General features: G+C 70.5%; 21 protein-coding genes and 1 pseudogene. 7 read left to right on the forward strand and 15 right to left on the reverse strand.

The annotated features are described in order from the left end of the window. On the forward strand, positions 1–922 hold a 922-nt coding region (locus ABTW64_RS14565), incomplete at its 5' end, for a glucose-6-phosphate dehydrogenase (NADP(+)) (protein ID WP_350623558.1). Positions 923–973: 51 nt separating this feature from the next. Here the strand turns inward: ABTW64_RS14565 and ABTW64_RS14570 are convergent. From ABTW64_RS14570 to ABTW64_RS14585, 4 genes and pseudogenes are all read right to left on the reverse strand, one after another. Next, a pseudogene (locus ABTW64_RS14570) lies at positions 974–1,267 on the reverse strand (GNAT family N-acetyltransferase); the annotation flags it as partial. Between the two features lie 5 nt (positions 1,268–1,272). Beyond that, on the reverse strand, positions 1,273–1,962 hold the full coding sequence (locus tag ABTW64_RS14575) for a uracil-DNA glycosylase (RefSeq protein ID WP_350623560.1): 690 nt from the start codon (positions 1,960–1,962) through the stop codon (positions 1,273–1,275). A gap of 17 nt (positions 1,963–1,979) precedes the next feature. Continuing rightward, a complete protein-coding gene (locus ABTW64_RS14580) occupies positions 1,980–2,480 on the reverse strand; it encodes a phosphoribosyltransferase (RefSeq protein WP_350623562.1) in 501 nt (166 codons plus the stop codon). Between the two features lie 17 nt (positions 2,481–2,497). Further along, complete coding sequence (locus ABTW64_RS14585; protein WP_350623564.1) at positions 2,498–3,307, reverse strand: SDR family oxidoreductase; 810 nt, start codon at positions 3,305–3,307, stop codon at positions 2,498–2,500. Between the two features lie 79 nt (positions 3,308–3,386). Here ABTW64_RS14585 and ABTW64_RS14590 point away from each other — a divergent pair, with 79 nt between their 5' ends. The 3 genes from ABTW64_RS14590 to ABTW64_RS14600 all read left to right on the forward strand — a co-directional run bounded on the left by ABTW64_RS14590 (position 3,387) and on the right by ABTW64_RS14600 (position 6,956). After that, complete coding sequence (locus ABTW64_RS14590) at positions 3,387–4,703, forward strand: bifunctional o-acetylhomoserine/o-acetylserine sulfhydrylase (RefSeq protein WP_350623566.1); 1,317 nt, start codon at positions 3,387–3,389, stop codon at positions 4,701–4,703. Positions 4,704–4,845: 142 nt separating this feature from the next. Next, a complete protein-coding gene (metX, locus tag ABTW64_RS14595; RefSeq protein ID WP_350623568.1) occupies positions 4,846–6,051 on the forward strand; it encodes a homoserine O-acetyltransferase MetX in 1,206 nt (401 codons plus the stop codon). Between the two features lie 47 nt (positions 6,052–6,098). Continuing rightward, a complete protein-coding gene (locus tag ABTW64_RS14600) occupies positions 6,099–6,956 on the forward strand; it encodes an LLM class flavin-dependent oxidoreductase (RefSeq protein ID WP_350623570.1) in 858 nt (285 codons plus the stop codon). An 87-nt stretch (positions 6,957–7,043) separates the two neighbouring features. Here the strand turns inward: ABTW64_RS14600 and cds1 are convergent, their stop codons facing one another. Both cds1 and ABTW64_RS14610 read right to left on the reverse strand, forming a co-directional pair. Beyond that, a complete protein-coding gene (gene cds1 / locus ABTW64_RS14605; RefSeq protein WP_350623572.1) occupies positions 7,044–8,129 on the reverse strand; it encodes an L-cysteine desulfhydrase Cds1 in 1,086 nt (361 codons plus the stop codon). A 23-nt stretch (positions 8,130–8,152) separates the two neighbouring features. Next, the gene (locus ABTW64_RS14610) at positions 8,153–8,758 is read right to left on the reverse strand and encodes a TetR family transcriptional regulator C-terminal domain-containing protein (protein ID WP_350623574.1); all 606 of its coding nucleotides are present in this window, start codon (positions 8,756–8,758) and stop codon (positions 8,153–8,155) included. Between the two features lie 62 nt (positions 8,759–8,820). On the opposite strand from ABTW64_RS14610, the gene ABTW64_RS14615 reads away from it, so the two are divergent. Further along, the gene (locus tag ABTW64_RS14615; protein WP_350623576.1) at positions 8,821–9,903 is read left to right on the forward strand and encodes an agmatine deiminase family protein; all 1,083 of its coding nucleotides are present in this window, start codon (positions 8,821–8,823) and stop codon (positions 9,901–9,903) included. Continuing rightward, positions 9,900–11,585: an amidase gene (locus tag ABTW64_RS14620; RefSeq protein WP_350623578.1), complete on the forward strand. Its 1,686-nt coding sequence runs from the start codon at positions 9,900–9,902 to the stop codon at positions 11,583–11,585. Before ABTW64_RS14615 ends, ABTW64_RS14620 begins: the two co-directional genes overlap by 4 nt. 194 nt (positions 11,586–11,779) lie before the next feature. On the opposite strand, the gene ABTW64_RS14625 is transcribed toward ABTW64_RS14620, so the two are convergent. The 4 genes from ABTW64_RS14625 to gabT are packed head-to-tail and all read right to left on the reverse strand — an operon-like array spanning position 11,780 to position 17,516. Continuing rightward, positions 11,780–13,141, reverse strand: a complete 1,362-nt coding sequence (locus ABTW64_RS14625; protein ID WP_350623580.1) for an NAD-dependent succinate-semialdehyde dehydrogenase — start codon at positions 13,139–13,141, stop codon at positions 11,780–11,782. Then, positions 13,138–14,715, reverse strand: a complete 1,578-nt coding sequence (locus ABTW64_RS14630; RefSeq protein ID WP_350623582.1) for an APC family permease — start codon at positions 14,713–14,715, stop codon at positions 13,138–13,140. Before ABTW64_RS14630 ends, ABTW64_RS14625 begins: the two co-directional genes overlap by 4 nt. A gap of 46 nt (positions 14,716–14,761) precedes the next feature. After that, on the reverse strand, positions 14,762–16,120 hold the full coding sequence (locus ABTW64_RS14635; protein ID WP_350623584.1) for a flavin monoamine oxidase family protein: 1,359 nt from the start codon (positions 16,118–16,120) through the stop codon (positions 14,762–14,764). Positions 16,121–16,151: 31 nt separating this feature from the next. Beyond that, positions 16,152–17,516, reverse strand: a complete 1,365-nt coding sequence (gene gabT / locus ABTW64_RS14640; RefSeq protein ID WP_350623586.1) for a 4-aminobutyrate--2-oxoglutarate transaminase — start codon at positions 17,514–17,516, stop codon at positions 16,152–16,154. Between the two features lie 112 nt (positions 17,517–17,628). Here gabT and ABTW64_RS14645 point away from each other — a divergent pair, with 112 nt between their 5' ends. Next, positions 17,629–18,096, forward strand: a complete 468-nt coding sequence (locus ABTW64_RS14645; RefSeq protein WP_350623588.1) for an Lrp/AsnC family transcriptional regulator — start codon at positions 17,629–17,631, stop codon at positions 18,094–18,096. Positions 18,097–18,275: 179 nt separating this feature from the next. Here ABTW64_RS14645 and ABTW64_RS14650 read toward each other — a convergent pair whose 3' ends face one another. From ABTW64_RS14650 to ABTW64_RS14670, 5 genes are all read right to left on the reverse strand, one after another. Continuing rightward, positions 18,276–19,493 (reverse strand): MFS transporter, encoded by a 1,218-nt coding sequence (locus ABTW64_RS14650; RefSeq protein ID WP_350623590.1) that lies wholly within the window; start codon positions 19,491–19,493, stop codon positions 18,276–18,278. Positions 19,494–19,584: 91 nt separating this feature from the next. Then, positions 19,585–19,902 (reverse strand): hypothetical protein, encoded by a 318-nt coding sequence (locus tag ABTW64_RS14655; protein ID WP_350623592.1) that lies wholly within the window; start codon positions 19,900–19,902, stop codon positions 19,585–19,587. A gap of 96 nt (positions 19,903–19,998) precedes the next feature. Further along, on the reverse strand, positions 19,999–20,322 hold the full coding sequence (locus ABTW64_RS14660; protein ID WP_350623594.1) for a thiamine-binding protein: 324 nt from the start codon (positions 20,320–20,322) through the stop codon (positions 19,999–20,001). A 14-nt stretch (positions 20,323–20,336) separates the two neighbouring features. After that, complete coding sequence (locus ABTW64_RS14665) at positions 20,337–21,584, reverse strand: hypothetical protein (RefSeq protein ID WP_502892343.1); 1,248 nt, start codon at positions 21,582–21,584, stop codon at positions 20,337–20,339. Positions 21,585–21,601: 17 nt separating this feature from the next. Further along, a complete protein-coding gene (locus tag ABTW64_RS14670; protein ID WP_350623598.1) occupies positions 21,602–22,516 on the reverse strand; it encodes an ADP-dependent NAD(P)H-hydrate dehydratase in 915 nt (304 codons plus the stop codon). Between the last annotated feature and the right edge of the window lie 20 nt (positions 22,517–22,536).

Raw genomic sequence — 22,536 nt, forward strand, 5'->3', positions numbered from 1 at the left:
TGAACCACTTTGGAATAATAATCATATCTCTAATGTACAAATTACATTAAGTGAAACGGTTGGAGTCGAAGAGCGTGGCGGTTACTACGATCATTCTGGTGCTTTGCGTGATATGGGGCAAAATCATATCCTGCAAATGCTGACGATGATTGCGATGGAGCCACCAAGTCGCTTAATTCCAGAGGACATTCGTGATGAGAAGGTGAAGGTGCTTCGTTCTTTACGTCCATATGGTTCTCATGAAGAGGTGAAGGCGAGCGTAGTTCGAGGACAATATTCTGAAGGTAAGCAAGGGGACAAGGTATTACCAGGCTATCGTCAAGAGGATAAAGTGAACCCAGAATCAAATACAGAAACGTATTTTGCAGCGAAGGTGCTTGTAGATAATTTCCGTTGGGCTGGTGTTCCTTTTTATATTCGTACAGGCAAACGTCTCCCTGTTAAAACAACAGAGGTTGTGGTTGAGTTCAAACCGATGCCAACTAATGTATACTTACGTCAAAAGCATGACTTGGAACCAAACTTACTTGTTATTCGTGTCAATCCGATGGAAGGGATTTATATTAAGATTAACGCGAAAAAGCCAGGTTCTGATTCACAAATCGAACCGCTAGCAATGGAATTTTGTCAAAGCTGTCAGATCGGTATTAATTCACCTGAAGCTTATGAGCGTCTCATTTATGATGCTGCACAAGGTGATTCCACCTATTTCACACGTTGGGATGAGGTTGCAGCTGCATGGGCATTCGTGGACAAAATTGCTGCGGCATGGGCAGAAGCGCCAAATGACATCAATATGTATGAGGCAGGCTCATGGGGACCAGATGCGGCTCATGAATTGCTTGCTAAGGACGGCTTCCACTGGTGGCCAGTAAATGGTCAAGATGAGGATAACGTCATTTGGATTAAAAACTCTCGGTAATCAAATTATATAAAGTTGATTTTTTTATATGTCGTCTTTCATGCCGGCCCACGGCGACACCAGCGCGTAGCCGAGCACCTGCCCGGTCGGCGCGACGGCGACGAGGAACGGCAGCCCGAGCTTCTGCAGGTGCTCGAACTTCTCGCGCCACTTCTTCTGCGTCCACGGCTTCTCGTCGAACGTCACGACCGAGTTGCGCACGTAGTAGTTGTAGATCTCGCGGATGTCGGGGATGTCCGCCAGCGTCGCGGGACGGATCTCGTACGAGAAGGGCCGCTCGGGCTCCGGGCGCCTGCGCAGGTGACGCGGCAGCACGCGGCGCTTCTGGTACTCCTCCTCCAGCATGCAGGTCAGCCTATGCGCCAGTCGACGGGCGCGGCGCCCTGCTGCTCCAACAGGGCGTTCACCCGCGAGAACGGCCGTGATCCGAAGAACCCGCGGCTGGCCGACAGCGGCGACGGATGCGCCGACTCCACGATCGGCGTCGGCCCCAGCATCCCCTTCAGCCCGGCCGCATCGCGCCCCCACAGGATGGCCACGAGCGGCCCGCCGCGATCCACGAGCGTGCGGATGGCGTGCTCGGTGACCTTCTCCCAGCCCCACCCGCGGTGCGACGCCGGAGCGCCGGGACGCACGGTGAGCACGCGGTTCAGCAGCATCACGCCCTGATCGCTCCACGCCGACAGGTCGCCGTGCGGCGCTGGCGCGATGCCGAGGTCGTCGTGCAGCTCGCGGTAGATGTTCGTCAGGCTGCGCGGCAGCGGCCGCACATGCCGCTCCACTGCGAACGACAGTCCGATGGGGTGCCCCGGCGTCGGGTACGGGTCCTGTCCGACGACGAGCACGCGCACATCCGCGAGCGGTCGCTGGAACGCCCGCAGCACGCGGTCGCCGGCGGGCAGATACCCGTGCCCTGCCGCGACCTCGCCGCGCAGGCGCTCGCCGAGCGCCGCGATGTCGGCGGCGACCGGGGCGAGCGCGTCGGCCCATCCGGGATCCATCAGCCCGGCCTCCGCCAGCTGCGGCAGGGTCATCGCCATGGGCGCACCCGCGCGAGTCAGGCCGAGGCCTCGAGACCCGCGTCCTCCTCGACGACCGTGCCCTTGTACGACCAGGGGAAGTCGATCCACAGGTCGGTCGCCTTCCAGGCGTAGTCGGGCGTGATGATGGTCGACGGCTTGGTGTAGATCGTCACCGAGCGCACATCCGCGCCCTGCGCCTTGAGCAAGTCGACGGCGAGCGCGAGCGTGCGCCCCGAGTCGGCGACGTCGTCGACGAGCAGCACGCGGCGGCCGTCGAGGTAGGCCATGTCGAGCTCGGGCGGCAGCACCTCGGGGGCGTCGAGCACCGTGCCGATGCCCGTGTAGAACTCGACGTTCAGCGCGCCGCAGTTCTTCGCCCCCAGGCCGTAGGCGATCGCGCCGGCCGGCAGCAGACCGCCGCGCGCGATCGCGACGACCACCTCGGGCTCGAACCCGTCGTCGAGGATGCGGCGCGCGAGGTCGCGGGTGGCCTCGCCGAAGCCGTCCCAGGTGAGCGTCTCTCGGATGTCCGTCACGGAAGTGCCTTTCAGAGTCAGTCGCGCGGCTTCAGCGGGCCGCGTGCCAGGATGTGCTGCGCCGACTGCGCCACGGGGCGCATCGTCACCAGATCGAGGTTGACGTGCCCGGGCGCGTTCAGCGCGTATGCGATGACGTCGGCCACGTCCTCGGCGACGAGCACGCCCTCGACGCCCTCGTACAGCGCGTCGGCGGCGTCCTTGTCTCCCAGGCGGTTCAGGGTGAACTCCTCCGTGTGCACCATGCCGGGGGCGATCTCGATCACGCGGATGGGCTCGCCGTTGAGCTCCTGCCGCAGGGCGTGCACCAGCATGGCCTCGCCGGCCTTGGCGGCGTTGTACCCGCCGCCGCCGGGGTAGGCGACCTGCGACGCGGTCGACGTGACGAACAGGGTGTCGGCATGACCCGATCCGGCCCGGATGGCGTCGCGCAGGCGCGGCAGCAGGGCCTTGACGAGGCGCTGGGCCGAGAGGACGTTGACGTCGAACATCCAGCTCCAGTCGTCCGCGTCGCCGTCCTCGACCCGATCGGTGCCCCGCGCTCCGCCCGCCACGTGCACCAGGGCGTGCACGTCGCCGGTCGCCGCGACGTGCGCCGCGAGGGCGTCGACGTCGGCCGACGACGTCAGGTCGGCCGCGAACACCGCGGCGCCGGTCTCCTGCGCGAGGGCCTCGAGCCGCTCGGCGCGGCGCGCGACGCCGAGCACGTCCCATCCGGATGCCCGCAGTGCGCGCACGGTGGCCGCGCCGATTCCCGAGCTCGCACCGGTCACGACCGCGCGGCGCTGAGGGGAACGGGGCTCGACGCCTGGTTCGGTGTTGGTCACCCCTCAACCGTACCGGCCCGTGTGACGCCGTGTTTCCGCCCCGTTGCCCGGCGGACTGTCGCGACGTAGCGTCGCCGTCATGACCGATCAGCTGCGCTTCGAGACCCTCCAGATCCACGCCGGGGCCGCTCCCGACCCCGTCACGGGAGCCCGGGCGACGCCGATCTACCAGACCACGTCGTACGTGTTCCGCGACTCCGACCACGCGAAGAACCTGTTCGCGCTGGCCGAGTTCGGCAACATCTACACGCGCATCCAGAACCCCACGCAGGATGTCGTCGAGCAGCGACTCGCGGCGCTCGAGGGCGGCACGGGCGCGCTGCTCGTCGCGAGCGGCCAGGCCGCCGAGACGTTCGCGGTGCTGAACATCGCGCAGGCCGGCGACCACATCGTGTCGTCGTCGTCGATCTACGGCGGCACGTACAACCTGTTCAAGTACACGCTGGCCAAGCTCGGCATCGAGGTCACGTTCGTCGAGAACCAGGACGACCCCGAGGCGTGGCGAGCCGCGGTGCGCCCGAACACGAAGCTGTTCTTCGCCGAGACCATCGGCAACCCGCAGATCAACGTGCTCGACATCCGCACGGTCGCCGACGTCGCTCACGAGAACGGCGTGCCGCTGATCGTCGACAACACGATCGCCACGCCCTACCTCATCCGTCCGTTCGAGCACGGCGCCGACATCGTGGTGCATTCGGCGACGAAGTTCCTCGGCGGGCACGGCACGGTCATTGGCGGCGTGATCGTCGACGGCGGCCGCTTCCCGTGGACCGAGAACGCCGACCGCTTCCCGGGCCTCACGACCCCCGACCCGTCGTACCACGGCGCGGTCTACACGCAGGCGGTGGGCGACGAGCTGGCGTACATCATCAAGGCGCGCGTGCAGCTGCTGCGCGACCTGGGAGCCGCGATCGCGCCGCAGAGCGCCTGGCAGCTGATCCAGGGCATCGAGACGCTGTCGCTGCGCGTCGAGCGTCACGTGCACAACGCGCAGCAGGTGGCCGAGTGGCTCGAGAACCACCCGGATGTCGCGACCGTCAACTACTCGGGCCTGCCCACCTCGCCCTGGTACGCGGCCGCGAACCGGTACGCCCCCAAGGGCGTCGGCGCCGTGCTGTCGTTCGAGCTGAAGGGCGGTGTCGACGCCGGCCGCGCCTTCGTCGACTCGCTCGAGCTGTTCAGCCACCTGGCCAACATCGGCGACGTGCGCTCGCTCGTGATCCACCCGGCGTCGACCACGCACTCGCAGCTCACGCCCGAGCAGCAGCTCAGCGCGGGCGTCACGCCCGGGCTCGTGCGCCTCTCGGTCGGGCTCGAGAACGTCGCCGACCTGATCGCCGACCTCGAGCAGGCGCTCGCCGCCGCGCGCGAGGTCTCCGCCGCCGCCCGCGGCTGACCCCGGCTCCCCCACCGCCGAACCGCGACAATCCACCTCCGCGCTGAGAATCCGGGCACGACCGCATTCTCAGCGCGGAGTCGCATTCTCGCGGGCCGTAACACGTGCGGGGCGCACACCCCCGGCACGGCAGAATGAGCGCATGGACTGGCAGATCTCCGAGGACACGGTGCCGTCGAGCCTCGTCACGGAGGCCGACGCACGGTCCATGGTCGGCCGGCCGCGCGCCTCGGGTGCCTGGCGCGACGGCGACCCGGCGGGCGACCGGCGCTTCGCAGGCTTCGGGCACCTGCCGCTCGAGAGCGGCGGGGCGCTGCCGGCGTTCCGCCTGGCCTACGAGACCTGGGGCGAGCTGAGCCCGGCCCGCGACAACGCGGTGCTCATCCTGCATGCACTCACGGGCGACAGCCACGCGCGCGGCCCGGCCGGAGCGGGCCATCCGACGGCGGGATGGTGGGAGGACATCGTCGGCCCGGGCGCCCCGATCGACACCGACCGCTGGTTCGTCGTCGCCCCGAACATGCTGGGCGGATGCCAGGGCTCGACCGGCCCGGCGAGCATCCATCCCGACGGCGAGGAGTGGGCGTCGCGCTTCCCCTACCTCACGGTGCGCGACCAGGTCGCGGCGCAGGTTCGGCTGGCCGACGCGCTGGGGATCGACGTGTGGGCGGCGGTCGTGGGCGGGTCGATGGGCGGGATGCACGCGCTCGAGTGGGGCGTATCGCATCCGGATCGCCTGGCCCGGCTCGCGGTGCTCTCGGCTCCGCCCGTCAACACGGCCGATCAGATCGCGCTCAACTCGGTTCAGCTGGAGGCCATCCACATCGACCCGCGCTTCCGCGGCGGCGAGTACTACAACGCGTCGGACGGCGAGGGTCCACACCGCGGTCTGGCGCTCGCGCGCCGCATGGCGCTGCTGAACTATCGCAGCCCCACCGAGCTCAACCAGCGGTTCCAGCGCTCGTGGCAGTCGGGGGTGAGCCCGCTCGGCCACGGCGGCCGGTTCGCGGTGGAGTCGTATCTCGACTTCCACGGCAACAAGTTCACACGGCGCTTCGACGCCAACTCGTACATCCGGCTGGTCGAGGCGATGGACTCGCACGACGTGGGTCGCGACCGCGGCGGCGTCGAGGAGGCACTGCGCCGTGTGACCGCGACGACGCTCGTGCTGGGCATCGACACAGACCGGCTGTTCCCCGTCGACGGCCAGCACCGCATCGCCCGAGGCATTCCGCGCACGCTCGACGGCGACGAGGCGGTCGTACTGACCAGCGACTTCGGCCACGACGGCTTCCTCATCGAGACCGCCGCCGTCGGGCACCACCTGCGACGCCTGCTGGACGCGTAGGCGCATCCGCCGGCAGCGGTGTCGGACCTCCGTGCGAGGATGACCGCATGCGCGTCGGAGTGGTGATGTGGCCCATCGAGGAGTGGCCGGCCATGGGCGACCGCTGGGCCGAGGCCGAGTCGCTCGGCTTCGACACAGGATGGGTCTACGACCATCTGGCCTGGCGCGGACATACCCCCTGGGACGACGCCTACGCCACCCTCGCGGCCGCCGCGACGCGCACGTCGACCATGCGCCTGGGCACCCTGGTGACGTCGCCGAACTTCCGCACGCCCATCCCGACCGCATCGGCCATCCGCACGATCGACAGGATCTCGCAGGGGCGGCTCACGATCGGCGTGGGAGCCGGCGGCGCATCGCGCACCAGCGACGGCGAGGTGCTGGGCCGCCAGTTCACCCCCCGAGAGCGCGCCGACCGGTTCGCCGAGTGGACGCGTGAGGTCGATCTGCTGCTGCGTGAGTCGCCGGCCAGCGCGACCGGCGAGCACTGGAGCGTCCAGGAGGCGACCATCGCGGCCGGGCTCGTGCAGAGACCGCGGCCCCCGCTGTGGCTCGCCGCGAACGGCCCGCGCGGGCTGCGACTGACCGCCGAGCTCGCCGACGGATGGATCGCCAATCCGCCGGACGGCAGCGATCCCCTTGCCGACACTCGCGACCGGATCCGCCGTCTCGAGGACGCCTGCACGACCGCGGGCCGCGAGCCGGCCGCGATGCGGAAGCTCTTGATGACCGGCTTCACGGCAGAGCCGTGGCTCGAATCGGCCGATGCGTTCGCCGATCTCGCCGGAGCCTATGCCGAGGCGGGCGTCACCGACCTCGCCCTGCACTGGCCTCGGCCCGGCACGGCGTGGGATGCGCCGCGCGACGTGTTCGAGGCGATCGCGGCTCGCGCCGCGCACCTGTGAGTAGAACGCGCCCGTGAACCGAACAGGGCCTGTGAACCGAACAGGGCCTGTGAACCGAACAGGGCCCGTGCGCCGCGCGCGTCGGGCTCAGGCCCACTCGCCCGTCTCGAGGAAGCGCTCCATGCGCGCGGTGTGCGGTGCCAGGTCGAGCCCCTGTCCCGCGACCCAGTCGTCGTCGTAGTACGTGTGCGCGTAGCGCGCGCCGCCGTCGCAGATCAGCGTCACGACGCTTCCCGTCTCACCCGCGGCGCGCATGCGCGCGATCAGCTCGAACGCGCCGTACAGGTTGGTGCCCGTCGACCCGCCGGCCCAGTGGAGCGTGCGCGCGCGCAGCAGCCGGATGGCCGCGATGGAGGCGGCATCCGGCACCTGGATCATCTCGTCGATCACGCCCGGGACGAACGACGGCTCGACACGGGGACGTCCGATGCCCTCGATGCGCCCGCTGCGACCGGTCGTGTACTGGGGGTCGCCGGTCTTCCACCCGCCGTAGAACGCCGAGTTCTCGGGGTCGACCACCGCGATGCGCGTGGCGTGCCGACGGTAGCGCACGTACCGGCCGAACGTGGCGCTCGTGCCCCCGGTGCCCGCGCTCACGACGATCCACGACGGCACCGGGTAGCGCTCGGCCGTGAGCTGCTGGAACACGCTGTCGGCGATGTTGTTGTTGCCGCGCCAGTCGGTGGCCCGCTCGGCGAAGCTGAACTGATCGAGATAGTGCCCGCCGCACTCGGCGGCGAGCCGCTCGGCCTCGGCGTACATCGCCGAGGCATCGTCGACGTAGTGGCAGCGCCCGCCGTAGAACTCGATCAGCTCGACCTTCTCGCGGCTGGTGCTGCGCGGGACCACCGTCACGAAGTCGAGACCGAGCATCCGCGCGAAGTACGCCTCCGAGACCGCGGTCGACCCGCTCGACGCCTCCACCAGCACGGTGCCCGGCCCCACCCGCCCGTTGACCAGCGCATACAGGATGAGCGACCGCGCCAGCCGGTGCTTCAGCGAGCCGGTGGGGTGCACCGACTCGTCCTTCAGATACAGGTCGATCCCCCATTCCACGGGAAGCGGGAACACGTGCAGGTGCGTGTCGGCGCTGCGGTTGGCGTCGGCGTCCAGCAGGCGGATGGCGTCGCTCACCCAGGCGGCGCGGTTCGCAGCGGCAGGCAGGTCGGGCATGCGACGAGCGTATCGGCCCGGCGTCAGGCGCCGAGCATGCCTTCGACCGCCCGCAGCAGCAGCGCCGAGCGGTCGGCCGTCTCCCCCCATCGGACGAGCGCCTGCGCGCCCGTGCCGTCGATCATGGCGAGCACCTGCCACGCGGCCGCGGCAGGATCGGCGACGCCGAAGGCACCGGATTCCACGCCCGCCTCCACGAGGCCCTGCACCAGCGCCTGCCACGCGTCCATCTGCGAGCGGACGGCGCCGGCGAGAGCCTCGTTGCGGCGCCCCAGCGCCCACGCCTCGACCCACACCGCGGTGACCGCGTCTCGCTCCCCACCGGCGAGCGTGCGGATCATCTCGGCGAGCGCGGCGGGCGGTGCCGGCGCGTCCGCCACGAGCGCCGCGACCTCGTCGAGCTCTTGCCCGACGATGCCGGCGAACGCGTCGGCGACGATGGCGTCCATCCCGCCTTCGGCGTAGTGGGCCACGAGCGCGGGGGCGACGCCCGCGCGCGCCGCGACCGCGCGCATGGTCACCGCGCCGAGGCCGTCGACCAGCGCGATATCGCGGGCGGCACGTGCGATGTCCGCACGGCGCTCGTCGGGCGTGCGGCGCGGTGCGCGCGGCCCCGATGCGGTTGACACCCCCTCAGCCTAGCCCGTATCGTCACAGTATTGATCATGTGATCAATAGAATCGGAGAACGCATGAGCTGGCGCATGCCCGCGGAGACCGAGCCGCACGAGCGCACCTGGATGGCCTTCCCGCGCGAGGGCGTCACGCTCGGCGCGAGCGACGTCGAACGCGAGGCGGGCTACGCCGCGTGGGCGGCCGTCGCGCACGCCGTGGCCGAGCACGAGCCCGTGACGATGCTCGTCGATCCCTCCGAGACCGCGCGGGCACGGCGCATCCTGTCATCGGCCATCGAGCTGATCGAGGCACCCGTCGACGAGTTCTGGATGCGCGACCACGGGCCGACGTTCGTCGCCGACGGTGCGCGGCTGGGCGCCGTCGACTGGATCTTCAACGGCTGGGGCGCGCCCGACTGGGCCGAATGGCGGCTCTCGGCCGGACACGGGCGACTCATCGCCGAGCTCGCGGGCGCAGAGGTCGTCGGGTCGGACCTCGTCAACGAGGGCGGCGGCATCCACGTCGACGGCGAAGGCACCGTGCTGCTCACCGAGACCGTGCAGCTCGATCCGCGCCGCAACCCGCGGGCCTCGCGCGCGACGGTCGAGGCCGAGATGGCGCGCACCATCGGCGCCTCCCACGCCGTGTGGCTGCCCCGCGGCCTCACACGCGACTACGACGACCTCGGCACGAACGGTCACGTCGACATCGTCGCCACCATCCCGTCCCCGGGCCGCCTGCTGCTGCACGAGCAGCGCGATGCGGCCCACCCGGATCACGCCGTCACGCGCGAGCTGCGGGCACTGCTGGCGGAGCAGCAGGATGCCGCGGGCCGCGGCTTCGAGATCGTCGACCTGCCCGCCCCGGCCACGCTCACCGACGCGCACGGCCCGGTCGACTGGAGCTACGTCAACCATCTCGTGGTGAACGGCGGCGTGATCGCGTGCGGATTCGGCGACGCCGAGGCCGATGCGCGCGCCGCGTCGATCCTCGCCGAAGAGTACCCGGGCCGCACCGTGACCACCGTCGACGCCCGCGAGATCTTCGCGCGCGGCGGAGGCATCCACTGCATCACCCAGCAGCAGCCGGCGCTCGCTGCCGTCGACCGCGCACAGCATCCCGCGATCGCGGAGCAGCCGGCGACCGGAGACGCACGATGATCGAGGTGCACGAAGCGTCCATCGCCGAGCTGCGCGCCGCGCTGGACGATGGCCGCGCCACCGCCGTCGACCTCGTGCAGGCCTACCTCGCCCGGATCGACGCGTATGACGCGACGCTGAACTCGATCGTCGTGCGCAACCCCGAGGCCCTCGCGGAGGCGGCCGCCTCCGACGCTCGCCGAGCCGCGGGTGCGACGCTCGGACCGCTGGACGGCATCCCGTACACCGCGAAGGACAGCTACCTCGTGCGCGGGCTCACCGCCGCAGCCGGCAGCCCGGCATTCGCGGACCTCATGGCGCACCGCGACGCCTTCGCGATCGAGCGGCTGCGCGCGGGCGGGGCTATCTGCCTCGGGCTGACGAACATGCCGCCCATGGCGAACGGCGGCATGCAGCGCGGCCTCTACGGCCGCGCCGAGAGCCCGTACAACCCGGAGTACCTCACCAGCGCCTTCGGCTCGGGCTCGTCGAACGGCTCAGGCACCGCCACCGCTGCGAGCTTCGCGGCGTTCGGGCTCGGCGAGGAGACCTGGTCCAGCGGCCGCGCCCCGGCATCCTGCAACGCGCTGTGCGCATACACACCGTCGCGCGGCGTGGTCTCGGTGCGCGGCAACTGGCCGCTCGTGCCCACCATGGACGTCGTGGTGCCCCACACGCGCAGCATGGCCGACCTGCTCGAGCTGCTCGACGTGATCGTCGCCGACGACCCCGTGACCCGTGGCGACTTCTGGCGCTCCCAGCCGTGGGTGCACATCCCATCCGCCTCGGCGACGCGGCCGACCTCGTATCGCGCGCTCGCGGCATCCGCGTCTCTCACAGGACGCCGCATCGGCGTGCCCCGGATGTACATCGGTGCCGATCCGGATGCCGGCACCGGCGGTCCGGGCATCGGCGGCCCCACAGGCCAGCGCGTCGAGACCCGCCCGTCCGTGCTCGAGCTGTGGCGGCAGGCACGCACGGCGCTCGAGGTGTGCGGTGCCGAGGTCGTGGAGGTCGACTTCCCGCTCGTGTCGAACTACGAGGGCGACCGCCCGGGCGCCCCCACCATCCGGACACGCGGGCTCGTCCCCGAGGCGTTCCTCGACCGCGAGATCCTCGATCTGTCGGCCTGGGCCTGGGACGACTTCCTCGCCGCCAACGGCGACCCGGCATTCCCGGGGCTCGCCTGCGTCGAGGGCGCCGAGATCTTCCCCGCTCCCGAAGGCGCGCTGCCCGACCGCTACACAGGCTTCGACGACGACATCGCCGCCTACCCGCAGTGGGTGCGCGATCATCCCGGGACGACGCTCGCCGACTTCCATGACCTGGCCGAGGGGCTCGCCGGCCTCGAAGCCACGCGCCGCCTCGACCTCGAGGCATGGATGGACGAGCTCGGCCTCGACGCGCTGGTCTTCCCCGCCATGGCCGACGTGGCCCCCGCGGACATGGACGTGAACCCCGCGTCGGCCGACCTCGGCTGGCGCAACGGCGTCTGGGTCGCGAACGGCAACCTCGCCATCCGGCACCTCGGCGTGCCCACGGTGACCGTGCCGCTGGGCCTGATGAGCGACACCCGGATGCCCGTGGGGCTGACCTTCGCCGGACGTGCCTACGACGACGCCGCACTGCTGCAGCTCGCGTGCGCGTTCGAGGCGACCGGCTCGCGCCGCACTCCCCCGCCCCTCACGCCACCCCTGCGCTGAGAGGGGAGGTCTGGCCAGTGCACACCAATGTGCGTGTGCACTCGCTCGGCCGCGCACCGGCCCGAGAACACACGCACATTGGTGTGCACTCGACCCGCACCCGGTCCTCGACGCGCACGCCTCGACCGCCGCATGCGGCCCATCGACGACGGCGGGCCCGGCGGATCATCCGCCGGGCCCGCCGCGAGGAGGCCTCAGGCCACCCGGATCAGCTTCTTGTTGACGAACTCGTCGGCAGCCAGCAGGCCGAGCTCGCGCGAGGTGCCGCTGCGCTTGATGCCGCCGAACGGCAGCTCGGGGCTGTCGGCCAGCACGCAGTTGACGTAGACCATGCCCGCCTCGATCGCGTCCGCCACCCGGCCGGCCTGCACGGGGTCGGTCGAGTACACGTACGAGCCCAGGCCGAAGGGCGTGTCGTTCGCGATGCGCACGGCGTCGGCCTCATCGGCCGCGCGGTAGACCACGCCCACGGGGCCGAACAGCTCCTCGCGGTACACGTCCATGTCGGGCGTGACGCCGGTGAGCACCGTTGCGGGGAAGAACGCGCCGTCGCGCGCGCCGCCGACCTCCACGCGTGCGCCCTGGGCGACCGCCGTCTCGACCTGCTGCTCGAGCCGCTCGGCCGCCGCCAGCGACGACAGCGGGCCCAGCACGGTGTCCTCGTCCATCGGGTCACCGACCTTCGCACCGCGCATCGCGGCCGTGAACTTCTCGAGGAAGGCGTCGTAGAGCTCGTCGACCACGATGAACCGCTTGGCCGCGTTGCAGGCCTGGCCCGTGTTGTCCAGGCGCGCATCGACGGCGTTCTGCACGACGGTGTCGAGGTCGTCGCTCGACAACAGGATGAACGGGTCCGACCCGCCGAGCTCCAGCGCCACCTTCTTCAGGTGCTGGCCCGCGAGCGCGGCCACGGCCGATCCGGCGCGCTCCGATCCGGTCACCGAGACACCCTGCACGCGCGGGTCGGCGATGATCGTCGCGGCCTGCTCGTTGCTGGCGTAGACGTTGACGTACGCGCCCTCCGGAAGGCCCGCATCGGCGTAGATGCCTGCGAGGATCGCGGCCGACTCCGGGCACTGCGGCGCGTGCTTCAGGATGATCGTGTTTCCGAGCACCAGGTTCGGCGCCGCGAAGCGGGCCACCTGATAGGCCGGGAAGTTCCACGGCATGATGCCCAGCAGCGGGCCGAGAGCCGATCGGCGCACGACCGCCGTGCCCTCGCCCAGGATGTCGAGCTGCTGGTCGGCCGTGATGGTCTCCGCGTTGTCGGCGTAGAACTCCACGATGTCGGCGGCGAAGTCGACCTCGCCCTCGGCGGCCACGAGCGGCTTGCCCATCTCGCGCACGATCGCGGCGGCCAGCTCGGCGCGGCGCTCGCGGTGCAGCTCGGCGATACGGCGCGCGACGGATGCGCGCTCGGCGACGGGCACCGCCCGCCACTCGAGGAAGGCCGCGTGGGCCGCGGCAGTCGCGTCTTCGATCTCGGCGTCGGTCGCCACCGGGTACTCGGCGACCGTCTCGCCCGTGGCGGGGTTGACGACGGCGTATGTGCTCATGAAGTCACCTTCTCACTGTCTGCGTGCTGCATGGGCAGCACCTCGCCCCGGAAGAACTCCGGGCGCTTGACGGCCATGATCGTCATGAACACCAGGCCGATCACGATGATGAGGATGCCCAGCAGACCGACCAGGCCGATGCCGGCGATGTTCTCGCCGGATCCGTAGTCGGGGCTGAGCGAGTCGCGGATCGTCATCACGAACATCGCGAGCAGGATGACCCCGCCCACGAGCGGCGCGGCGAGCTTCGTGACGAACGAGCCGACCGAGTCGAACCACTGCTTGCGGAAGAACCACACGCACGCGAACGCGGTCAGGCCGTAGTAGAAGCAGATCATCATGCCGAGCGTGAGGATCGTGTCCCACAGCACGTTCTCGCTGAGGAAGCGCATCACGGCGTAGAAGCCCCCCGCGACCGCGACGGACACGACGATCGCGAACACCGGGGTGCGGTGCTGCGGGTGCACGGAGTCGAAGCGGGCCGGCAGCGCCTTGTAGTGGCCCATGGCGAGCAGCGTGCGGGCCGGGCCGATGATGGTCGACTGCAGCGAGGCAGCCGAGCTGACCAGCACGGCGAGCGAGATCAGGAACGCGAACGGCCCCATGATCGAGTCGGCCAGGCCGAAGAAGACGTTGTCGATGATCGAGTCGTTCAGCAGGCCGCCCTCCGCGTCGCCCACGCCCGCGTACATCATGAGCGCGACGCCGAGCAGCAGGTACAGACCGCCCACGACGATCACGGTGAGCGTCGCGGCGCGACCGGGGGTGCGCTCGGGGTCGATCGTCTCCTCGTTCATCGTGAGGGCGACATCCCATCCCCAGAAGATGAAGATCGACAGCGACAGGCCCACCACGACGGCCGAGAGGTCGCCCACGGCGAAGGGGTTGAACCAGTTGAGGTCGAACGCCAGTGGGTCGCCCGAGCCGCCCGAGAACGACTTCACGATCGCGAGCACCGAGAACAGCACCAGCACGCCCACCTGGAACGAGACCAGCACGACCTGGAAGACCTTCGACTCCTTCATGTCGCGGAACGACAGGTACGCCGCGCCGACCATGAACAGCAGGCACACCGCGACGTTGATGAAGGGATTGAAGGTGAGGTCGGCGATCGCCGGGTTGCCCGCGATCTGTGAGATCAGCAGGAACAGGAAGTCCACGGCCACGGCCGCGAGGTTCGACAGCACGAGCACCGTCGCGATCACGAGGCCCCACGAGGCCATCCAGCCGATCCACGGGCCGAATGCGCGCGTCGCCCAGGTGAAGGTCGTGCCCGAGTCGGGCATCACCTTGTTCAGCTCGCGGTAGCCGAGCGCCACGAGCAGCATCGGGATGAAGCCGAGCAGGATGATCGCGGGCGCCTGCGTGCCGACCTCGCTGGCCACCGGGCCCAGCGAGATGGTGAACGTGTAGGCGGGGGCGACGGTCGAGACGCCGATCACGGTGGCGCCGAAGAGGCCGACCGCGCCGACGGCGAGCCCCTTGCTCGAGATCACCTGGGTGATGAGGCCGGGCTTGCCGGTCTGGACGGGGGCGGCGTTCGGGACGCCGCCCCGCTGCGTGGTTTCGGTCATGGGTTCCTCTGGGGTCGGGTAGGGGGCTCGGTCCCGGGTGGGGATGTCAGGCGCCGAGCTCGGTGATGAGGTTCTGTGCGACGTGGCGGCCCATGCGGATCGCCCCGTCGACGTGCTGATAGCCCGCGCCCGCCATGTCGCTGCAGGCGAAGTGGATGGGCCCGACCGGCGTGCGCAGGTCGGCGCCGTAGCGGTGGAGGCCGCCGAGGTCGAAGCTCGCGGCGTACGCGCCGCGGGTCCACTCCTCGGTGCCCCAGTCGCTCTCGTAGTACACGACGGGGCTCTTCGCCTCGGGTCCGAAGTAGGCCGCGAGCGAGTCGAGGATGCGCTCCTTGCGCTCCTCGTCCGACAGCTCGAACACGTTGTCCGCGTGCTGGTCCGACACGAAGCCGACGAGCGTGCCGCGCTCGTCGAGGTGGTTGGTGTTGTCGTACGCCTCGTGGCACAGCTGGTACGGGCTGAAGACCGTGCCGGACAGGCCCGCCTCGCGCCAGAACGGGCGGTCGTACACGGCGTGCACCTTGATCACGAAGCCCATCGACAGGTGCTGGTGCAGCTGGTGCTGGCGCCGCGGCAGCGGCGGCTCGAACGAGATGCGGCTGTACAGCACCGGCGCGTGGGCGAGGATCACGCGCTTCGCCCGCACGGTGATCCCGTCGCTCGTGACGACCACGCTGTCCTCTGCGTGCTGGATGCGACGCACCGGCTCGCCGAGGAACACGTCGCCCTCGAGGCGTGCGGCCAGACGGTGAGAGACCTCCTGCATGCCGCCGACGATGCGCTTGTCCAGGATGAAGTCGGCGTCGACGAGGTTCGTGAAGCTGCCGGCGCTGGACGCCATGAGCAGCGCCTGGAGCGTCGAGAAGGCGTGCGCCGGCTTGGTGAGCATGGCCGGGCCGATGAACAGCGCGATGTTGTCGCGCGCCTCCTGGTCGTCGGTCTCGGCCTCCAGCCAGGCCTGGAACGAGATGGTGTCGAGTTCTGCGGCCCGCGGGTGCTCCCACGGGCGGTCAGGGTCGACCTCGGCCGCGAGGGCGTCGAGCTTGTCGATCAGTCGCACGAGCTCGGCCTCGGTCTCGGGAGCGACGGGGAAGATGTCGCCCGTGAAGCGGGTGAGCTCCCCCGTCCGCGAGATGTACAGGCTGTCGCCCTCGCGGTAGCGCTCGAAGGTCTCGAGCCCCAGCTCGTCGAGCGTCTCGAGCAGCGCCTCCTGGTCGGGCGAGACCCACTGTCCGCCGATCTCCAGGGTGGCGCCGTCGATGTCGTCCGTCCAGGTGCGGCCGCCGACGCGGTCGCGCGCCTCGAGCACGGCCACGGTCAGGCCGGCGGCCTTGAGCGCGTTCGCGGCAGTGAGGCCGGCGGGGCCGGCGCCGACGATCGCGACGTCGCGGGTGATCTCGGTCATGGGTGTCTCCTCGGTGGGGCGGATGCCACGATCAGGCCGCGGCGAGCGCGGCGGTCACGACGTCGAGCGCCTCGTTCAGCAGGTCGTCGCCGATCGCGAGCGGCGGCAGGAAGCGGATCACGTTGCCGTACGTGCCGCAGGTCAGCACGATCACGCCCTGCGCGATGGAGGCCTTGGCGATCGCGGCGGTCAGTGCGGCATCCGGGGCTCCGGTGGCGGGGTCGACGAACTCGACGGCCATCATCGCGCCGTGGCCGCGCACGTCGCCGACGCGGGCGTCATCCTGCTGCACGGCCGTGAAGCGGTCGCGGATGATCGTGCCGATCTGGTCGGCGCGCTCGACGAGGTTCTCGGTCTCGTACGCGTCGATCGCGGCGAGGGCCGCGGCGCAGGCGATCGGGTTGCCGCCGTATGTGCCGCCGAGCCCGCCGGCGTGCGAGGCGTCCATGATCTCGGCGCGGCCCGTGACGGCGGCGAGCGGCAGGCCCGCGGCGATGCCCTTGGCGGTGGTGATCAGGTCGGGAACGATGCCGAAGCGCTCGCTCGCGAACATGGCGCCGGTGCGGCCGAAGCCGGTCTGCACCTCGTCGGCGATGAACACGACGCCGTGCGCGCGGCACCATTCGGCCAGGGCCGGGAGGAATCCGTCGGCCGGCACGATGAAGCCGCCCTCGCCCTGGATGGGCTCGATGATCACGGCCGCGACCTGGTCGCCGCCGATCTGCTTCTCGATCATCGCGATCGCGCGCTCGGCGGCCTCGACCCCGGTGAGGCCGTCGCGGAACGGGTACGACAGCGGCGCGCGATAGACCTCGGGAGCGAACGGGCCGAAACCGCTCTTGTACGGCATCGCCTTGGCCGTGAGCGCCATGGTGAGGTTGGTGCGGCCGTGGTAGCCGTGGTCGAACGCCACAACGGCCTGGCGACCGGTGTGCTTGCGGGCGATCTTGATCGCGTTCTCGACCGCCTCGGCGCCCGAGTTGAACAGCGCGCTCTTCTTGGCGTGGTCCCCGGGCGTGAGGCGGTTCAAAGCCTCCGCCACGGCGACGTAGGACTCGTACGGCGACACCATGAAGCACGTGTGCGTGAAGGCGGCCACCTGCCGCTGCACGGCCTCGACCACCTTCGGGTGCGCGTTGCCCACCGTGGTCACGGCGATGCCGGATCCGAGGTCGATCAGCGAGTTGTCGTCGGCGTCCACGACCACGCCGCCGCCCGCGGCGACCGCCGAGATCGGGGCCGTGTGCCCGACGCCGGCCGCGACCGCGTCCGCCTTGCGCGCCAGCAGCTCCTGCGAGAGCGGGCCGGGGATCTCGGTGACGAGACGGCGCTCCTGCGGCAGGGCGGGGCCACCCGTCAGGGTGCTCGTGGGGGCGGAGTCGGTGGTGACGGTCATGCCGGGGAGTCTAGGCCACGCGCGAGGCGCACACCAACGGAATCCGCAGCGAATCCTCGACATCGGTGCGAAAACCGTAGGCGAGCTTCCCGCAGAGTGCCAGAATCGTCACATGTCCGCGAAACGCCCGTCCGCCGCCCTCGACGACATCTCGAAGGCGATCATCGAGCTCCTGCAGGAGGACGGGCGCCGCCCGTACTCCGATATCGCGAAGGCGGTCGGGCTGAGCGAGGCGGCCGTGCGCCAGCGCGTGCAGCGGCTCACCGAGTCGGGGGTCATCCAGATCGTCGCCGTGACCGACCCCGTGCAGATGGGCTTCGCACGCCAGGCCATGGTGGGCATCAAGGTCTCCGGAGACACCCGCCGCGTGGCGGAGGCGCTCAGCGCCCTGCCGTTCGTGATCTACGTGGTGCTGACCGCGGGGTCGTTCGACGTGATCGCCGAGGTCGTGTGCGAAGACGACGAGGAGCTCATCGAGCTGCTGAACACGCGCATCCGCACGCTCGACGGCGTGATGTCGACCGAGACGCTCGTCTACCTCAAGCTGCAGAAGCAGCAGTACAACTGGGGCACGCGCTGAGCGCTGAGTGCGCCGCGCGAGCGAGACGCGAGCGAGCGAGCGCACACCCGCCCGGCGAGCGGACACCCGCCCGGATGTGATCTCACCAGCCGGATGCGCCCCGGCGAGCCGGCATGTGATCTCGCCGCCGGACCGCCCCGCGGCGCCGGACGGCCCGGAGCCGCCGGGCGCGAGGGCAGTCAGACCCCGACGGGCACGCTGCGGCGCTCGAGCGAGAGGCTCGCCACCACGATGCCCACGCCCAGCAGCGCCAGCACGACACCCAGCCACGCTGGAGCGACATAGCCCCAGCCGAGCGCGATCACACCGCCGCCGAGGGCGGCTCCGAGGCTGTTGCCGATGTTCATGCCCGAGTGGTTCAGCGCCGCCGCGATGGTCGGGCGGTCGCCTGATACGTCCATCAGGCGCGTCTGCACGGCAGGCCCCGCCAGCGCGCTGATCGCACCGAACAGGAACATCGCGGCCACCAGCGTCACGGGGTGCGCCGCCGCGACCCCCACGACGGCCGATCCGACCGCGAGCAGCACGAACGCCGCGAGCAGGGCCCGAGCGAGGTTGCGGTCGGCCACGACGCCGCCCACGAGGTTGCCGACGGTCATGCCGAGGCCCGTCGCCACCAGCGCGATCGGGACCGCCCACTCCGGAGCGCCGGCGACGTCCGTCATGATGGGCGAGATGTAGCTGTAGATCGCGAAGAACGAGCCGAAGCCGATCGCGCCGATGCCGAGGGTGAGCCACACCTGCGGAATGCGGAACACGCCGAGCTCGTGCCGCAGCGAGCGGGAGCCCTGGCCCGGCATCGACGGCACGACGAAGGCGATCATGAGCGCCGCGAGCGCGAAGAGCCCCACGACGACGCCGTACGCGACCCGCCAGCCGGCGAGCTGCCCGAGCCACGTGCCCACGGGCACGCCGACGACGTTGGCCACGGTGAGGCCGCTCATCACGATCGAGACTCCCTGCGCGCGCTTGCCGGGGCCGAGCAGGTCGGCGGCCACGATGGCCGCGATGCCGAAGTAGGCACCGTGCGGCAGACCGGCGATCAGGCGGGCGAGCGCCACGGTCTCGAAGGTGGGAGCGAGCACCGTGAGGAGGTTCCCGAGCAGCAGCGCCGCCGCCAGGACGATGAGCACGCGGTGCCGCGCGAAACGTGCGGCGTAGCCGGCGATCAGCGGAGCGCCGATCACGACGCCGAGGGCATAGACGCTGATGAGCAGGCCGGCCTGGGCGATCGCGTCCTCCTGGCTCGCGACCCATGAGTCGGCGAGCAGGTCGCGCGCGATGCCGGGCAGCAGGCCCATCGAGACGAACTCGGTCATGCCGATGCCGAAGGAGCCGATGGCGAGGGAGAGGAGCGCCCACATCGCCGCCCCCCTCGACGGGGTCGAGGAGGTCATGCGGTCGAGCCTATCCCGGTCCGGGCGGGGTGGGCGCCGCTGTGCGAGAGGAGCGTCGTCCGCTTCGGCGTCGCGAGGCAGCGACCGTGGCTCAGATCTCGGCTCTCGTCGGGACGAGCCGCCCGTCTTCGATATGGACGCGCAGATGCGTCAGGAAGTCGCGGATCTCTCGGGCGAGCTCCGCGAGCCGCTTTCCGTGCAGCGGGTCCAGGTCTGCGGGGAAGAGACGCTGATCCCGGCGCGAGAGCCCACCCGAGAGACGATCCTCGAGGTACTCGAGCACGATGAGCGTGCCGCTGTCCGCGCGTCGTATGCCGGATGGCTGGAGCCGGCCGTGGCGGAGGACATCGATGAGTGCGCCGATCTCGTCAGCCGTGCGCGCGAACGCCGCCTTGACCTCTTCCGTCACGCGCGCAGCCTAGGAGGAGGTTCCGACATCCCGGAGCCGAGCGGGCGCCGGCCTGACGATCCGTCCGACGCCTGACGAGCCGCCCGGAGGCTGGCGTCAGGCCTCGTCCGACTCCGCGATCGCGGCCTCGAGACGCTCGATCTTCCCGTCGATCTCGCCCGTGTAACCCGGCCGGATGTCAGCCTTCAGCACAAGCGAGACACGCGATCCGAACGGCATCACAGCCTCCGTGGCCCGCTTGACGACATCCATCACCTCATCCCATGAGTCGCCCTCGATCTCGGTGAACATCGAGGTGGTGCGGTGGCGCAGGCCCGACTCGCGCACGACCTTGACCGCCGCGGCGACGGCGTCGTGCACGGAGCCCTCGGGGTTGGCGGCGCCGGAGCCGGAGGGGGCGACGGAGAAGGCGACGAGCATGGTGTTCCTTTCGATCAGACGGCTTCGGGGATCGCGACGGAAGGGCGTCGCACGGCGGCGGGGATCGGCACGCGCACCACGCGCACGACGGCCCATGCCAGGAGCGCGACCAGCACGACGTTGCGGGCGGTCAGCGCCGCCACGGCCACAGCCTCGGCGCCGAGCAGCTGCCCGTACAGCAGCGGGTACACGAGCTGGGTGAGCGCGGCGGAAAGCAGCGCGAGCGCCGCGAGCGGGCGCGCCCGGCGACGGTCCAGCACCAGCCACAGCACGAGCGGCGCGATGAGCCAGTCGTGGAACTGCGGCGAGCCCACCTTGTTGAGCACGATCAACGTCGCCACGAGCGCCAGCGCGAGCGGCGGCAGCAGGCGCCGTGCCGAGGCACCTCGCGCAGCCTTGACCGCGCCGAGCGCCGCCACGCCGGCCACGGCGAGCGCGAGCAGCGGCGTCATCACCGCGATGACCGCGTCGACCTTCGGTCCGGTCACCTGGAAGGTCAGGATGTCCCGGTCGTAGAACAGCCACCAGCCCTCGACCCGCAGGGCCGCGCCCCACATGTACGCCGTGCTCACGGGCGCCTCGATCTGCAGGCCGCGGCCCGTCTGCTCCGTCACGAAGCCGAGCAGGTGCGTGACCCCTCCCGCCAGCACCACCACGAGCACGATCACCGCCGAGGTCACCAGCGCCCCGGTCGCGATCTCGCCGCGACGGCGGCCGTGCCCGCGGGGCACGGCGACGAAGGCCGCGGCGAGCAGGGCCGCCGGCCACACCTTGATCCAGGCCCCCGCCGTGAGCAGCGCGGACGCGACCAGCGGCCGGCGCGCGAGCCACAGCACCCCGGCGATCGCGATCGGCACGGTGATGGCGTCGATCCGGTACATGCCCACGGGGCCGAGCAGCAGGATGAACGCCAGCCAGAACCGCGCGGCGGCCCGGCGGGAGCGCGAGCGCGCGTCGCCGAGCAGCAGGTGGAAAGCCGCCGCGTCGCACAGCGTCACCAGCACGGCCCACGCGACCGTGTAGCCGAGCCATCCGAACGCGTGGGCCAGCACCATCGGCGCCAGGGCGAGGTGCGGGTACACCCACGTCTCGGTGATGCCGACGATGTCGGAGCCCTTCAGGGCCGCATTCGACCAGGGCTCGTAGACGAAGTAGACGTCGCCCATGGGCTGGTTCGGCATCACCCAGCCGAGCCAGGCGACGAGCGCGTGCACGACCGCGAAAGCGCCCCACAGGATGATCCGCCGCCGCACGGGTCTCATCTTAGGAAGCGGGGCCATCACGCCGCGGCGGCGAGGGCGGCCGCGAACGCTGCGGGCAGGTGGTCGGCCACGTCGAGTGCGGTGATCGGATGCCCCGGCCCACCGTCGACGGTGCCGGACGCGAGGCGTGCGGCCGTGCCGTGCAGCCACGCTCCGGTGGCGGCCACGGCCGCGAGCGCGTCGATCTCGAGGGCCCGCGGGGAGCTGTCGGCGGCGGCCGACGCGGCCAGCGCGCCGATCGCCCCCGCCAGCACGTCTCCCGTGCCGGCGGTCGCCAGCCACGGCGTGCCGCTGCGCACGACGGTCCACCAGCCGGTCGGCGCCGCGACGATGGTCTGCGCTCCCTTGAGCAGCACGACGCCGCCGAGCGCCACTGCGGTCTCGCGCACGATCAGCACGCGCTCGTCGAACCCTCGCCGCAGCCGGTCGGACAGCGGATCGTCGCCGTCGAGGTCGTCGACTCCGAGCCCCAGTGGGATCCGCACCTCGCGCAGCTCCCCCTCGTGCGGTGTCACGACGATCGGTCCGCGGGCGTCGGTCACCAGGTCGAGCGCGCCGGCGTCCACCACGCACGGCACCGACGATCGCAGGGCCTGCGTCATCGCCAGCCGCACGTCGTCGGAGCGGGTCCGCGGGTCGACGCCCGACCCGAGCACCATGGCGTCGATCCGCCCGCCCTGCACCACCGTCTCCGGACGCCGCTGCAGCACGAGGCGCGCGACATCCGGATCCTCGCCGTACCACCGCACCATCCCGGCCCCCGCGCGTGCCGCGCCCTCGACGCCCAGCACCGCCGCGCCGGGGTATTCCGTCGATCCGGTGCGCAGCCCGACCACGCCGCGGGAATACTTGTGAGCGGCGTCCGTTGGCAGACGGAGCACACCCGCGACATGCTGCGCGGTCCAGTCGCGCCCGTCCCCGCCCGCCGTCATGCCCGCCACGATACCGAGCC

The organism is Microbacterium sp. NPDC096154 (genome assembly GCF_040302945.1).
Classification (GTDB): domain Bacteria; phylum Actinomycetota; class Actinomycetes; order Actinomycetales; family Microbacteriaceae; genus Microbacterium.